Here is a 14,007-nt window from a genome sequence, read left to right on the forward strand (position 1 = left end):
GGGGCGACGTGGTCGCCCCGGAATGGGCCCGAGCGGGTGCGTTCGACTCAGCCGACATGCACCGATTCTCCCGCATCGGCGCCGGGGTGCGGGTCCGGCTCCCCGCTTCGGGTCCGGATCGCGGCGAGCAGCGCCGCCACCGCGCACACTCCGGCGCACAGCCACAGCATCGCGCCCATACCCGAGACGAAGGCCGATTGCACCTGGGCGAGCATGTCGGCGTTGCCGGTGGCATGAGCCACCGCGACACCCGCGTTCACACCGTTCGAGACCGGCTCGTGGTTGTAGGAGCCCAGGTCGGAGCGATACTGCGTGGCGAGGACGGTGCCCAGCACCGCCACGCCGATGGTGCCGCCGGCCTGGCGCAGCGCCTGCAGCAGCGCCGAACCCGAACCGGCGCGCTCGGCGCCGAGCTGCCCCATCGCCATTCCCATGGCGGCCGGCATGACCAGGCCCATCGCGAAGCCCAGGATCGTGGTCCAGGCGGCGGTGTAACCGTAGCCGCTGCTCACCTGGGTCATGGCCCCCATGGCTAGGCCGGCGCCGAGGATCAGGAAGCCGACGCTGAGCACGATCCGCGCCCCGAGTTTCGGCAGCAGTTTGTCGACCGCGCGCGTGCCGACCACCAGCCCGCCGATCAGCGGCAGCAACCGCAGCCCGCTGCCGAGCGAATCGACGCCGAGCACCGCCTGAAAGTACTGCGGCACCGTGAAGAACATGCCGAACATCGCGAAGTTCACGAAGACGGAATACGCCGTGCCCCACCGGAAACCACGGTTGCCGAACAGTGCGATGTCGACCAGCGGGTGCGCGATCCGCCGCTGCCACCACACGAAGCCGGCCAGCAGCGCCGCACCGGCGACCACCGCCGCCCAGGCCGCGCCGTCACCCCACCCCTGTTCGCCGAATCGAATGAATCCGTAGGTGAATCCCAGCATGCCCGCGGCCGAGAGCAGCACACCGGGCAGATCGATGCGGAAGGCCGTATCGCTGCGGGTCTCCGGAACCAGGAGCGCGACCGCGATCAGTCCGACCACGACCAGGGGCACGTTGATCAAGAAGACCGAACCCCACCAGAAGTGGTTCAGCAGCCAGCCACCCACGATCGGCCCGAGCGGCAGACCCAATGCGGTGGAACTGACCCAGATCGTCAGCGCGCGCTGGCGTTCGGCCTGGTCCGGGAACAGGCCGGGCAGCACCGACATCGACAGCGGCATCATCGCGGCCGCCGCGATGCCCAGTACCGCGCGCGCGGCGATCAACATCCCCGCCGAGGTCGCCAGCGCACACCACAGCGACGCCCCGCCGAAGACGACCAGCGCCGCCAACAGGAACTTCTTGCGGCCGTAGCGGTCGCCGAGCGCGCCCGCCGGCAGCATCACGGCCGCCAGCGCGAGGGTGTAGGCGGTGGTGAACCATTGCAGCGCAGCGGTATTCGCGTGCAGGTCGATGGCCATGGTGGGTAGCGCGACGACCAGCACGGTGGTGTCGAGGCCGATGGTGAGCATCGCGAGCGCGAGCGCACCGAGGGCGAGCCAGCGCGCCCGGCCGGCGCCCGGCGCATCCACTCCCGGCGCATCGACAGTGGACACTTCGCGGCCCAAGGCCGACGGCCCGCCGGTCGCTTGCGGGCTGTCGGTCGCTTCGTCTCGCGCCGCGGCCCCGGCGAGTGCGGGCGATTCCGATGATCTCCGCAGGTTCATGACATGTCCATTCAGTTGGCTGTGTCTACATTTTGATAGTAGCTCTCATTTCCCCGTCTCTGTCAATACTTCGGGCCGCGGGTGTTCGCGGCACCATCGCGCAACGCCGCATAAGCTGCATATCGATGAACACCCGCATGTCCCGCACCGTCCGCCGCCGATCCCGCGCGGTGGCGGCCGCCGTACTGACTGCCGGGCTGCTGGGCGCCACCGCGGTCACCGGGCTCGACGTGGCAGACGCGGCCCCCACGCCGCCGTCCACGCCGTTCACCACGCCGAATACGGATTCGTGCCCGAACAAGACCGCTCCGCCGCCGCCGATCGACACGTCGGAGGTGCCGGTGCCCGGGAGCACGACGCCATCACCGCTCCCGGTGCCGTCCGATCCGATCGGCGGCGACAAACTCGGACGCTGCGGGGTGGTGGTTCCGGCGGGCGCACCACCGGTGCCCGCCGACATCTCGGCGACCGCCTGGCTGGTCGCCGACCTCGACACCGGCAAGGTGCTGGCCGCGAAGGATCCACACGGCCGCTACCGGCCGGCTTCCACGATCAAGACGCTGCTGGCCGCTGTCGCACTTCCCGCGCTGGACCCGAACCAGGTCGTGATCGGCACGCAGGACGACGCGAATGCCGACGGCACCCGGGTCGGCATCGGCCCCGGCGGCCGCTACACCAACGACCAGCTGTTCCACGCGCTGCTGATGTGTTCCGGCAACGACGCCGCCCACGCCATCGCCACCCAGCTCGGCGGCGACGAAGCCACCGTGGCGAAGATGAACGCGATGGCGAAACGGTTGCAGGCCATGGACACTCGCGCCGCCACCCCCTCCGGCCTGGACGGCCCCGGGATGAGCACCTCGGCCTACGACCTGGCGACGATCTTCCGCCACGACATGCAGAACCCCACCTTCGCCTCGATCATCCACACCGAGCAGTACGACTTCCCCGGCTATCCCGCGAACCCGGCGATCCCCGACGACAAGGACCACCCCGGCTTCCCCATCGCCAACGACAACCGCCTGCTCTACGACTACGACGGCGACCTGGGCGGCAAGACCGGCTACACCGACGACGCGCGGCAAACCTTCGTGACCGCCGCCGAACGCAACGGCCACCGCCTCGTCGTCACCCTGCTCAAGGCCGACGTCCTGCCCATCCGCCCGCCGGAGCAGGCCGCCCGCCTGCTGGACTACGCCTTCGCCCTCCCCTCCGGCTCGACCATCGGCTCCCTCCCCGACCGCAACGCCGGTGCGGACTCGAACACCAACGTCGCCCTGGCGTCCCCGCCGGCCCACGACACCCCGACCGCCGCCGCGCCGACGACGCCCCACGGCAACTCGAACCTGCGCACGATCGGGATCATCGGCGCGCTGGGGTTGGCGATCGCGCTGGGCTTGTTCGGGTGGTCACGCATGGGACGGTCGCGGCGGTAGCCGGCCCGTCCAGACGGCTTGCGAGCGTGCGGTGAGAACCGCCGAGCCGAGGAAACGGCCCGCACACCCTCGCGTCCTCGTCATCGATCCCGCACCGGGCGAGCTCGCGATCCCGGAACTCGAGGCCCTGGCGGCACTCGGACTCGCCCCGACGGTCAACCTGCGGCGAGTAGCGGATCCGAAGCTGCGTTCGGAGATCTCCCGCCGGTGGGACTCGATCGACATCGACGGTTTCCGTGCGGACGACATCGTGACGGCGTTCGACGGCCACGGCGGTTACGACGCGCTGAAATGCCGCGCCGGCATACCGCTGACCTGCGACGTCTTCGAGCGACTGACCGCGAACACGCACGACCAACCGCTGCGCCTGGTCGCCAAGGCCGCCTCGGGTGTGGACAGCTTCGACCTGGACGCTGCCGCCGACAGGGGCATCACCGTGCTGTCCACGCCGGGCGCGAATGCCGGCGCGGTCGCCGAGTTGACGATCGGTCTCATGCTCGACGCTCTGCGCGGAATCAGCACGCGCGACGCCGCACTGCGCGCCGGTGACTGGAGTGCGGCGATCGGCGGTATTCCGGTTCGGAGCCTGGTGGATTCGCGCGTCGGCCTCATCGGGAACGGCGCGATCGCACGGGAAGTGGCGGCACGACTCCGACCGTGCGGAGCCGAGATCTGGGTCCACGGCTCGCCGCGCTTCACCGCGCGGGATGCGGAGCGCTGGCCCGCGCGATGGACAGCCACCCTCCGCGAGCTGATGACCGGCTGCGACATCGTCTCCGTCCACGTACCGTCCACCGCGGCGACCGCCGGGCTCATCGGCGCGCGGGAACTGCGGTGGATGAAACCCGGCTCGATCCTGGTCAATACCTCACGGGCGCAGGTGGTTCCCGAAGACGCTCTCGATGCGGCACTGCGCGACCCGGATTGCGGTCTCGGCCACGTGGCTGTCGACGTATTCGCCACGGAAGGAACAGAATTCGCGTCGCCCCTGGCATCGAATCCGCACACCACGCTCAGCCCGCACGTGGGCGGAATGACGGTAGAGGCGATGAAAGCCAGTTCCGCGCAGCTGCTTACCGCGATCTCGCGGTTCTATCAGAGCGCAGCGGAGTTCACTGCCCGACCTGACTGAAGGCACCACCAGACCTCGGCGCGGGCGACGGCGCTATCAGAAGTCGAGGTCACCCCGGGCTGCGGACGCGGTGAACGCCGTCCACTCCGCCCCGGTGAAGATCAACGCCGGACCGGCGATATTCTTCGAATCCCGCACTCCTACAAGGCTATCGTCCAGGAACGCTACTTCGACACAGTTCTTGGAGCCGCCGCTACGGCTGCTCTTGAACCACCGCGCACCCGCGAGATCGACCATCACACGTACTCCTTCGCTATCTGCCGGAGCAGGGATCGGCTCGCGACCGGATCCATCACGCTTTGCCGGAGACCTTCGTAGGCTTGATGGTACCGCTGCACCGCTACCGGTTTTTCGAGATACATATCCCCGATGAAGCCTTCGACATAGACAACCGGCGGCTCTGCGAGCTGCCCGCCGCGGTCTTTGCCGAAGTCGAGGATCACAAACGAGCCGACTGCTTCGCCGAGAGGAAACCCGGCGCGATCCGGCAGTACCTGCACGCTGACATTCGGGCGACAGCTCACGTCCGCGAGGTGTTTCAGCTGCGCAGACATCACTTTGGGGCTGCCCACCACACACCTGAGGGCCGATTCCCGCAGGATCACGTCCAGCACGGCAGGCTGATACTTGCGCGTGATTCTGGTCTGCCTGCGCATCCGCAGTTGCACCCGGCGCGCATGCTCCTCGGCGGTGTCTTCCGGATGAGCAGTCGAGCACATCGCGCCGGCATACGCGGGCGTTTGGAGAAGACCGGGAACGAGTTCCGGTTCGTAAGTTTTCAAACTTCGCGCCGACGCCTCCAACCCGACATAGAAGTCGAAGTTCTCCGGAATCACGTCTCCGTATTCGCACCACCAGCTCAACTCTTTGCCCTGGACCGCAAGAGCTTTCATCGCGAGCACGGCGTCCCCCTCGAAGCCGTAGATCTTGCACAAGGCTTCGATATCCACCTCCCGCAGTTGCGCGACCATGCCGTGCTCGATGCGTTGCAGGGTGCTCGCGCTGCGCTGGATGAGCGCGGCGGCCTGATGCAGGGTCAGCCCGCATTCCTCACGCCCGTTGCGCAGATACCTTCCGAGCTGCCGTCGCGGCAAGGTGGACCCGTACTCCGACATGCCTGCCTCCCAACAGGTTCCGATTCGACGCCGCCAGCACACCATCACGCGAACCGTCACGACGCGTCCACCGCGGAATTTCATTCGATCTCCGCATAATCCCAGGAAGCTTTGCACCGACCGGCGCCTTCCGACCCGCATTCCGGACGGCGCACCGGGGGCTTTCCCCGGCGGGACAGCAGAACCCCTGGCTGCCAACGGCTTTCGGCGCGGTGACTGCGCGGGCCACGGTGAAGAATCAGCAGGAGCGGTTCAGCAGCTGCGGCGAACTCGCGGCCGCCGCTCATTGCGCATGGGCCGGAAGCGCGACTCACGCGCCGCACGCGGCACCTGCGTCCGGCTCCGTACCGTGCAGGATGTCGTCGCCCAGTCGCAGGCGCGATCCCACGTGTCCGGCGCTCAGTGTTTCGACCGAACGGAGCAGCCGGATCTCGGTTCTGCTGACGATGCAGTTCGTGGACGGACGGTGGCTCGCCGCGAAGCTGGAAGCGGCCGGCGGTGCCGAAGTAACTTCGGCACCGCTCCGCGCCGCCCTCACACCAGCTCGGGCACCCGCAGATGGGCCAGCGCCAGTTCGAACTCGCGCACGTCGATCGCCTCGACGCCGACCTGGCGGGCCGCGTCGACCCGCAGTGCCGCGGACTGTTCGCGGTTGCGCTGCATGGCCTCGGCACTGTCGAAGACGCCGCAGGAGACGGCACGGCCGGACGCGCGGTTGATCAGCAGGCTCGCGCTGCAGAATCCCTCGAGTTGTTCCATCCCCGGCAGGATGTAGTTGCGGTAGGCGTCGGTCGACATGTCGAGGCGGCTCGGATCGGTCTTGATCCAGGTGACGCGCACGCAGGCTCCGGGCATCGTGCGATGGTCCCGGTGCAGGACGGCGATCTCCCATTCCGCGACCTGTGCGGCGGTACCGCCGAAAACCGTCACCGCCCGGTCGCGCGCGGCCATGAAGGCGCTCTCGCTGTCGTGCATCGCGGCCTCGGACTCCCAGCCCGTGGTGGAGATGCAACGACCGAAGGTGCGATCGACCAGCAGGGACAAACCGGTACAGCCCGGGGTCTCCTCGAGCACCGGCATGACCTCGTCCCGCATATGCGCAATTCCGGCGTCGATAGCGGAGGGTTGCGCCTGAATCGTGGTAGACCGTGCGAACACGACCCACCCCCTCTCTGCTCGGGGCAGCGCCCGGCGGCGCCACCGGTGCATCTCAGCCTGCTCCGATGCGCGGGCGCTCGCAATAGGCCGTTTCGGCGTCAGTCGAGGCGCAACCGGCCGCCGTTCTCCTCCCGGTAGAAGGTGTCACCGTCAAGATCGAGACTGAAACCGGAGTTGCCGCTCACTGCGGCGCTACTCACGGCCGGCTGCGGTACCTCGGCATCGCCGCCGCTGCCGGAGTCGTGGCCGAACCTGTTCTTCGCCAGCTGTGTGGCATCGGTCTTCAAGCGCTTCTTGTCGTCCTGCGGACCCTCGACGACCTCTCCGGCGACCTTCTCCCCGAAGTCGCCGACCTTCCCCTCGAACTTCTTGCGCTCCTTGGTCTTCGGCGCGCCGGGACTCTCCGGCTCATGGGTGTGCGGGTTGCGCCCGTCGGGGGATTTGTTGTGCTCGTCCACCCCGACCTTGCGCAGAGCGCCGCCGAGCGCACCGCTCGCCGCGCTCGAAATGCCGTTGTGCAGACCGGCTTTCCCGATGTCGTCGAGGCTGAAGCCGTCGCGCAGGCCGAGTGCGTTCTCCCCCGCCTCCCAGGCCAGCTCCTTACCGGCCCCCTTCATGAATCCCTTGAAGCCCTCGATGGCGGTTTCCTTGATGATGCGCGTCAGTAATTGCTTCAGCGCCTGCTGGATCACCACGCGGGTCGCGACCTCGGCCGCGGCCGCCTCGGCCATGCTCGCGCCCAGTGTCTCGACGGCCGCGGCGGCGGCGATCGCGAGGTTGATCGCCAGTTCGACCAGCATCGCGATGATGTAGAGCTTCACCGCGAGAATCAGTACGGACATCACCCGGCAGGCGATGGCGATCGCCTTGCAGAAGGTGACCAGACCGTCCAGGTCGTCCCCCGCGGTACGCCAGAACTGCTGGATGGATTCGTGGGTCCGGCCGTCGATGCGGGCGAGAATCGCGGTGGTGACGGCGTCGCCTTCCGCACGGATCTGCGACAGCGTGTCGCCCATGTGTTCCCAGTGGTCGGCCATCCGCAGCAGGGCGGTTTCGTCGGCCTTGGGCCACTCGCAGGCGACGAGGGCGGCGACCGGCTTCAGATAGTCGGGGATCTCGATGCCCATCGCTTACGCTTTCCCCCTGTTGATGCCGTTCTTCTCGATGGTGTCGCGGACCTTGTCGAGCACCCCGGCGAGTCCCTCGTCGGCGGCCTCGAGCGTGTCGGCGGCAGCGCCGGACGACTCCTCCAGATGTGCGAACATCAGCGCCGCCTTCGCTATGTCCTGTAGCGCCTGTTCGGCTTTCGGTAGATAGTTCTGCGCGAACGCGGAACCGAAGATGTCGTCTCCCCATGCGCCGGTGACCTCACCCAGGTCGACCGTGAGATTCTTCAGATCCTGCTCGAGCTGTTTGCCGAGTTGGCCCAGACGCGGTGCGTGCCGCCGGAATTCGTCGAGCTCGATGCGAAACTCGTTGCCGCTGGTCATTTCCGGCTCACCAACCCTTCCAGTGCGGACCGTTGTCCTCGTCGTCGTCCGCGACACGCGGCGGCTCCGCGGCCGGTTCCGGGTCGGCCGCCGGCTGCGGTGGCGGCGGCAGGATGCCGCCCACGACGCGCTCCAGGTCCAGATCCTCGCCGAGCGGATTCGTGATGTGGAAGCGCTTCTCCTCGGCGAGGATCGGGGCCATCGCCGCACCGACCTCCGACTTCGCCGCGCGGGCGGCGGCCTGTGCCGCCTCGGTGATGGCGGCGCCGAGTTTCTCCGGGGTCGTGCGTTTGAACGCGGCAGGGTCGACCCACACCCCGATCGGGATGCCCGCCGAATTGCTGGTGACGCGGATCAGATTGTCCGATGACCACCCTTCGGCGGTCGTGGCGGCCAAAGTGTCTCGGGCCGTGGCGATATCGCGCAGTTGATGCTCGTAGCTCTCGAGCATCGAATCGACCTGTACCTGCAGGGCGTCGGTTCGCGCGCGCAGCTGATCGTAACCGGATGAATCCACTGGTTCCCCTCAATCGGACTTGTCGCGTCCTGTACTCCGACGCATCGGATCGGTTGCCGGTTCCAGCGCCCGGCAAACCTGTCCGTTGTGTCAGGATGGTCCCCGTGGATCCGAACGACCCGGACGGCGCCGCCGATCAGCTGACGGCCTGGGCCGACGACCTCGAGCACAAGGCCGAGCAGTACCGGGAACTGCACGACCGGATGTCGAGTCTGAGCGTCACCGAAACCTCACGAGGCGGCATCGCGGTGACGGTGGACGCCCAGGGAATCCCCACCGATATCCGCTTCGCCGAGTCCGTTCGCGGCACCGAACCCGCCGCGCTGTCCGCTGAGCTGATGCGCACCCTGCAGCGCGCCCAGGTGCGGATGCGCGAGCAGATCGCGGCCACGGTGCACGAGACGGTCGGCGACGACGAAGCGGGGGCGAACATCATCGGCCGTTATGCCGAGCGGTTCCCCGATCCCGAGGAGACCGAGCCGGACTTCGGCCCCGATGCGGACGGTTCGCCGCCGAGACAGCCAGGCGGACAGTAACTTTCGGCCCGACGGGACGCCTCACCGCTTCCGGCGCGCGATACCGATCATCGAACCCAGCGCCGCGCCCACGCCGAACAGGGCCAGGCCCGTGCTCGCCGACATGCCCGCGTGCATCCGCGGCTCGATCACCGCGGGTCCCGGCGCGGGGATCTCGGCCTCCACCTCGTTCTCCCGGGCGGTGGCCGCCCAGGCGGTGGCGAACAGGATGATGCGGGCGGTGATGTAGGCGAAGACCATCAGACCGATGATCGAGCCGAAGGCGACGCCCGCGGGGCTGGTGAGCACCTTCTGCAGGTAGAACGAGGCCACCTGCTTCCAGATCTCGAACGCGATCGCGGCGATGAACGCCGCGCGCACGGCGCTGCGGAAGGTCACCGGCTGGCGGGGTAGCCGGGCGATGATCCACACGAACACCGCCCAGGACGCGAGCACCGCGAGGACCAGCGTCAGCAATCGCAACAGCCACGAGACACCCGGCGCCTTGTCGAGACCGACGCTTTCCAGCACCTGCAGCGCCAGCCCGCTGGACGACAGCGCGGACAAGCCCAGCGACACCACCATCGCGACACCGAGTCCGGCCAGGGCCAGCAGGTCCGACAGTTTGGTCTTGAGCCAATTGCCTTCGTGCGCGGGCTGTTCCCACTGTTCGGTCAGGGCGGCGCGCAGGTTGGCCATCCAGCCCAGTCCGCTGTAGGCGGCGATGAACAGACCGATGATGCCCACACTGGTCCGGGACTTGATGGCCTGGTCGATCAGATCGTTGACCTGGCCGCCGAACGAGCCCGGGATGTTCTCGACGATCTTGTCGCGCAACTCGTCGAGCAGGTGCGGATCGCGGGCGAGGACGAATCCGGCGACCGCGAAGGCGACCATCAGCAGCGGAAACAGTGACAGCACGGTGAAGTATGTGATGCCGGCCGCGAAGTAGTCGCCACGCTGGCGCTGGTAGCTGCCGCCGGCGCGGACGGCGTGGTCCAGCCACGGCCGTGCTCGCACCTCACGTTGGATCCGCGCCTTCAGCTTGTCGAGCACCTGTCCTCCCGAACCTGTTCAACGCAACACACGGCCTCGCGCGGCGCAGATCAGCGGTGCAGGAAACCCACTCGGTCGTACACCTGCGCGAGGGTCTTACCGGCGATCTCGCGCGCCTGCTCGGCTCCGGTGGCGAGAATGCGATCGAGTTCGCCCTGATCGTCCAGATACTCTTGCACTTTCGCCTGCAGCGGTGTCACGAATTCCACCAGGGCGTCGGCCACATCGGCTTTGAGCTCGCCATATCCCTTGCCCTCGAAGCCTTTTTCGAGTGTCACGATGGGCGTGTCGGTGAGCGAGGACAGGATCACCAGCAGGTTGCTGACGCCCGGTTTGGTCTCCGGGTCGTAGCGAATCTCCCGTTCGGTGTCGGTGACGGCCGAGCGGATCTTCTTCGCCGACACCTTCGGGTCGTCGAGCAGATTGATCAGGCCCGCGTCGCTGGCGGCGGACTTGCTCATCTTCGAGGTCGGATCCTGCAGGTCGTAGATCTTCGCCGTGCCGGTGACGATATGCGGTTCGGGGACCACGAAGGTCTTCTTGAAACGAGTGTTGAAGCGCTGCGCCAGGTTTCGGGTCAGCTCCAGGTGCTGGCGCTGATCCTCACCGACCGGTACCAGCTGCGGGCGGTACAGCAGGATGTCGGCGGCCATCAGGATCGGATAGGTGAACAGTCCGACGGTGGCGTTGTCGGAGCCCTGTTTGGCCGACTTGTCCTTGAACTGGGTCATCCGGCTGGCCTCGCCGAAGCCGGTGATGCAGCTCAGCACCCAGGTGAGCTCGGCGTGTTCGGGCACCTGACTCTGCACGAACAGGGTGGACCGCTTGGGGTCGACACCTATCGCGAGCAGCTGCGCGACACTGCGCACGGTGCGGTTGCGCAGCTGCTTGGGGTCCTGGGACACCGTGATGGCGTGCATGTCCGGAATGAAGTAGAGCGCCTCGTAGTCGTCCTGCAGCGGCACCCAATACTGCAGCGCACCAAGGTAGTTGCCGAGGTGGAAGGAGTCGCTGGTCGGCTGGACGCCGGAGAGGACCCGCTGCTTGCGTTCGCTGGGGGCAGGACTGGACATGAACCGATCTTCCCATGCACGCCCAAGTGGTTTTTCCCGAGGGAGCGGGGTGGCGCCGCTCAGACCGCGTGCCGTTGGGCGTAGTTCCGCGGATCGACCCCCGGCATGCTGGACCGGCCGCTGGCGACCAGGTCCTTTTCCCGCCGCGTGATCAGGCGATAGACCGGGGCACTCGGGCCGGAGAGGGTGTCGCGCAGTACCGGCGGCGCCAGCGGCGGGCGCAGATGGGCGGTGCGCACGGCCTGCGCGAGCCCGCGATAGGCGAGCTCCTCGCGCCGGCCCCATCGGATGTCGTACATCCGCCGGATCCGCGGCGGTAGCGAGCCCTGGACCAGCAGATGCGCCCCGCTGCTGGCCTGCTGGAACGGGCGCGGCAGCGGATGCGGCACCTGTGCGCCCGCCAGATACGAGCCGACCAGCCGCGCCTCGTCGGTCAGATACAGCTCGTCGGAGGCGAGGTAGGCATCGAAAACGCGCCGGAAGGCCGGATAGTCGGCGGGCGCGGCCGACCGCCGCATGCCGAACAACTCACCCCAGCGCACGTAGTCCTGGTAGAGGGCCTCCCGCTCGCCCGGGGTCAGCTTGCGCACCAGGAGGTCGTGCATGACCTCTGCGGAGTCGGCGGTGAACGCCATGGTCATGAACATCAGATGCGGGTCCAGCGCGGAGTAGTGCGAACCGGCCGGATGATGCGGGCCCGCGTCCTCGGGCAGTACACCGTCCACCGGAAGGTGGCGTTTCCGGGTGAACGCCAGCGCGCGGTCCGCCTCGTCCTTGTCGCCGAGGAATACCGCCTCGAACAGGCGGCCGGTGAGCGCGAGCCGCGTGTAGGGAGTGGCGCGGTGGGCGGTGTTCTCGGCGGTGCCGACGAACAGCAGCGGATGGACCGCGCCGATCACCAGCGCCCGCAGGCCGTAGGTCAGTCCCACGGCCCGTTTGCGCATCACCCGGCGGATCATCGAATCGTCGGAGAAATATCCCGGACCAGGCATCGTCGCCCTCCTCGCATGGAATCTGGCAATAGCATCCACCAGAAACCCTCGTTCTGGCAAGAGTCCATGCCAGAAATGCGTCCGTGCCACAATCGGACCGTGACGGCACAGCGGACCTATGGCGGTATCTCGGCCGCCGAACGGCGCGCGGGCCGGCGTGCCGCGCTGCTCGACGCGGCTCTCGAGATCATCGGCACCCAGGGCGTGGACAAGTTGACGGTCGCCGGGCTGTGCGCCCAGGCCGGGTTGAACGAGCGCTACTACTACGAACAGTTCACCGGCCGCGACGCGGTGCTCACCGCGCTGTTCGACGGCATCGCCGAGGAACTCGCGAACGCCATCGTGCGGGCGCTGCAGGAGGTGGCAGGTGGCTCCGATACGCGCACGATGGCGCACGCCGCCGTCGCGGCCGGTATCCACGTGCTGACCGACGATCCGCGCAAGGCCCAGGTCGCGCTCGCGGTGAGTGCCTCCACGCCGGAGCTGCGCTCCCGCACGCTGCAAACGATCGCCTCGTTCGCGAATCTGGTCGCCGCGCGCGGCATCGACTTCTACGGCCTCGGCACGCCCACGCCCGACCCGGCGATCGGTTTCCGCGCGACCTACCTGGTGGGCGGGCTGGTGCAGACACTCACCAGCTGGTTGCAGGGCGATATCGATATGACGCGGGAACAGCTCATCGACGAGACGACCGACGTGTTCGTCCTCCTCGGCGAGGACCTCGCACAGCGCCTCCGCTGAAAGGACCTCACGCCGGGTCGGCCATGGTGAGCTCGACCGGCGACAGCACCGCCGGATGCTGCTGCAGCACCACCCGGAAGACCGTGCCGTGCACGGCCCAGTATTCGGCCGCCCGAGTCATCGCGTCGGCGAACCATTCCAGATCTTCGCGCTGGTCGGCCAGCAACTCGCTCGAATCACGGATCACGACAACGTATCCCGGCGCTTCGCCGACGAATTCGTCCAGGTCGCGCAGACATTCGTCGAACGCGTCGCGGTTGTCGCCGAAATAGTAGGGAAACTGCAGGGCGGCGGCGAATTCGTCGAAGACTCCGGCGGTGGTGCGCATCTTCGTGCCCCGGACCTCGCGGGCGATATACCCGTCGGGGACCTGGAATCGCACCCCGCTGAACGGTCCGGCGCCGACATCGAGGGCACCGAGGACCGGCCCCGTCGCGGCCCGGTGGGCGTTGTGCCGCGCCGCGATCGCGTCGGAGCCGGATGCCGGCGGGGCCAGGAATTGCGACAACGACATGGTTTCGGCCATCAGCGCATCCTCGTGAAGGTCTGGTAGTGGTCGCCGGTGTAGTACGCCGACCCGTCGCTGCCGGTCACGATGCGTTCGGCGTCCCGGGTCTGGCCGCGTTGCTTCGGGTTGACGTCCCATTCCTGATATGTGATCGCCTTCCCGCTCGAGTCGGTCTTCGGCAGGGTCCCCGCGCGGTTCATCCACTGATCGCCGCCCTTGGTGCCCGGCGCGTTCGCCGAACCGGGCCAGCGTCCGGCGTCGATCTCGGCGAGAGTGGCGTAGGCGCGATCGGGCACGCCCGGCGCCCGGGTCGCCGACGCGGCGGGGGTGGCGCCGTTTCCGGGCGCGGGCTTGGCGGACTGGGTGGTGGACTGCGCGGCCTTGGTGGAGTGCACGGTCGCCGCCACCGAACTCGCGGTGTCGTGGCTGGTGGAACCGCCGCGCAGGCCCAGGACGCCGGCCACGATCGCCGCGATCACCAGCCCACCCAGAACCATCAGGATGCGAATTCTCTTGTCGGACATGTTCATCGGTGCCTGTTCATCGGTGCTGCCGGACTTGCGGAAGTCCC

The 14,007-nt window shown here is 67.9% G+C and carries 16 protein-coding genes; 4 read left to right on the top strand and 12 right to left on the bottom strand.

Annotated features, from left to right (window positions below; genetic code table 11):
* Nucleotides 1–47: 47 nt before the first annotated feature.
* Nucleotides 48–1,508, bottom strand: coding sequence for an MFS transporter (locus tag NA3_RS00780; protein WP_062961793.1), 1,461 nt, complete (start codon nucleotides 1,506–1,508; stop codon nucleotides 48–50).
* A 320-nt stretch (nucleotides 1,509–1,828) separates the two neighbouring features.
* Between NA3_RS00780 and NA3_RS00785 the strand changes: the two genes are divergently transcribed.
* Nucleotides 1,829–3,139: a D-alanyl-D-alanine carboxypeptidase family protein gene (locus tag NA3_RS00785; protein WP_062961656.1), complete on the top strand. Its 1,311-nt coding sequence runs from the start codon at nucleotides 1,829–1,831 to the stop codon at nucleotides 3,137–3,139.
* 31 nt (nucleotides 3,140–3,170) lie between these two features.
* Nucleotides 3,171–4,271 carry an NAD(P)-dependent oxidoreductase gene (locus NA3_RS00790; protein WP_062961657.1) on the top strand — a complete coding sequence of 367 codons (1,101 nt, stop codon included), beginning with the start codon at nucleotides 3,171–3,173 and terminating at the stop codon, nucleotides 4,269–4,271.
* Between the two features lie 36 nt (nucleotides 4,272–4,307).
* On the opposite strand, the gene NA3_RS00795 is transcribed toward NA3_RS00790, so the two are convergent.
* The 6 genes from NA3_RS00795 to NA3_RS00820 all read right to left on the bottom strand — a co-directional run bounded on the left by NA3_RS00795 (nucleotide 4,308) and on the right by NA3_RS00820 (nucleotide 8,551).
* The gene (locus NA3_RS00795; RefSeq protein ID WP_062961658.1) at nucleotides 4,308–4,508 is read right to left on the bottom strand and encodes a DUF397 domain-containing protein; all 201 of its coding nucleotides are present in this window, start codon (nucleotides 4,506–4,508) and stop codon (nucleotides 4,308–4,310) included.
* Complete coding sequence (locus tag NA3_RS00800) at nucleotides 4,508–5,386, bottom strand: helix-turn-helix domain-containing protein (protein WP_062961659.1); 879 nt, start codon at nucleotides 5,384–5,386, stop codon at nucleotides 4,508–4,510. Before NA3_RS00800 ends, NA3_RS00795 begins: the two co-directional genes overlap by 1 nt.
* 534 nt (nucleotides 5,387–5,920) lie before the next feature.
* Nucleotides 5,921–6,544 (bottom strand): antibiotic biosynthesis monooxygenase, encoded by a 624-nt coding sequence (locus tag NA3_RS00805; protein WP_062961660.1) that lies wholly within the window; start codon nucleotides 6,542–6,544, stop codon nucleotides 5,921–5,923.
* Between the two features lie 98 nt (nucleotides 6,545–6,642).
* On the bottom strand, nucleotides 6,643–7,671 hold the full coding sequence (locus tag NA3_RS00810) for a WXG100-like domain-containing protein (protein ID WP_062961661.1): 1,029 nt from the start codon (nucleotides 7,669–7,671) through the stop codon (nucleotides 6,643–6,645).
* A gap of 3 nt (nucleotides 7,672–7,674) precedes the next feature.
* Nucleotides 7,675–8,034: a WXG100 family type VII secretion target gene (locus NA3_RS00815; RefSeq protein ID WP_062961662.1), complete on the bottom strand. Its 360-nt coding sequence runs from the start codon at nucleotides 8,032–8,034 to the stop codon at nucleotides 7,675–7,677.
* Between the two features lie 7 nt (nucleotides 8,035–8,041).
* The gene (locus NA3_RS00820; RefSeq protein WP_062961663.1) at nucleotides 8,042–8,551 is read right to left on the bottom strand and encodes a YbaB/EbfC family nucleoid-associated protein; all 510 of its coding nucleotides are present in this window, start codon (nucleotides 8,549–8,551) and stop codon (nucleotides 8,042–8,044) included.
* Nucleotides 8,552–8,655: 104 nt separating this feature from the next.
* On the opposite strand from NA3_RS00820, the gene NA3_RS00825 reads away from it, so the two are divergent.
* Nucleotides 8,656–9,087, top strand: coding sequence for a YbaB/EbfC family nucleoid-associated protein (locus tag NA3_RS00825; protein WP_063917251.1), 432 nt, complete (start codon nucleotides 8,656–8,658; stop codon nucleotides 9,085–9,087).
* Between the two features lie 21 nt (nucleotides 9,088–9,108).
* Here the strand turns inward: NA3_RS00825 and yhjD are convergent, their stop codons facing one another.
* From yhjD to NA3_RS00840, 3 genes are read right to left on the bottom strand one after another with little or no spacing between them, the layout of a single operon-like run.
* Complete coding sequence (yhjD, locus tag NA3_RS00830) at nucleotides 9,109–10,122, bottom strand: inner membrane protein YhjD (protein ID WP_062961664.1); 1,014 nt, start codon at nucleotides 10,120–10,122, stop codon at nucleotides 9,109–9,111.
* Nucleotides 10,123–10,172: 50 nt separating this feature from the next.
* Entirely contained in the window at nucleotides 10,173–11,195 is a 1,023-nt protein-coding gene (gene trpS / locus NA3_RS00835) for a tryptophan--tRNA ligase (protein ID WP_062961665.1), read from the bottom strand.
* Between the two features lie 59 nt (nucleotides 11,196–11,254).
* Nucleotides 11,255–12,187, bottom strand: coding sequence for an oxygenase MpaB family protein (locus NA3_RS00840; RefSeq protein ID WP_062961666.1), 933 nt, complete (start codon nucleotides 12,185–12,187; stop codon nucleotides 11,255–11,257).
* 99 nt (nucleotides 12,188–12,286) lie between these two features.
* Between NA3_RS00840 and NA3_RS00845 the strand changes: the two genes are divergently transcribed.
* Entirely contained in the window at nucleotides 12,287–12,928 is a 642-nt protein-coding gene (locus tag NA3_RS00845; protein WP_227995372.1) for a TetR/AcrR family transcriptional regulator, read from the top strand.
* Nucleotides 12,929–12,935: 7 nt separating this feature from the next.
* Here the strand turns inward: NA3_RS00845 and NA3_RS00850 are convergent, their stop codons facing one another.
* Both NA3_RS00850 and NA3_RS00855 read right to left on the bottom strand, forming a co-directional pair.
* Complete coding sequence (locus NA3_RS00850; RefSeq protein ID WP_062961668.1) at nucleotides 12,936–13,454, bottom strand: barstar family protein; 519 nt, start codon at nucleotides 13,452–13,454, stop codon at nucleotides 12,936–12,938.
* Nucleotides 13,454–13,966, bottom strand: a complete 513-nt coding sequence (locus NA3_RS00855) for a guanyl-specific ribonuclease (protein ID WP_062961669.1) — start codon at nucleotides 13,964–13,966, stop codon at nucleotides 13,454–13,456. Before NA3_RS00855 ends, NA3_RS00850 begins: the two co-directional genes overlap by 1 nt.
* Between the last annotated feature and the right edge of the window lie 41 nt (nucleotides 13,967–14,007).

It is taken from the genome of Nocardia africana NBRC 100379, from assembly GCF_001612635.1.
Lineage (GTDB): Bacteria > Actinomycetota > Actinomycetes > Mycobacteriales > Mycobacteriaceae > Nocardia > Nocardia africana.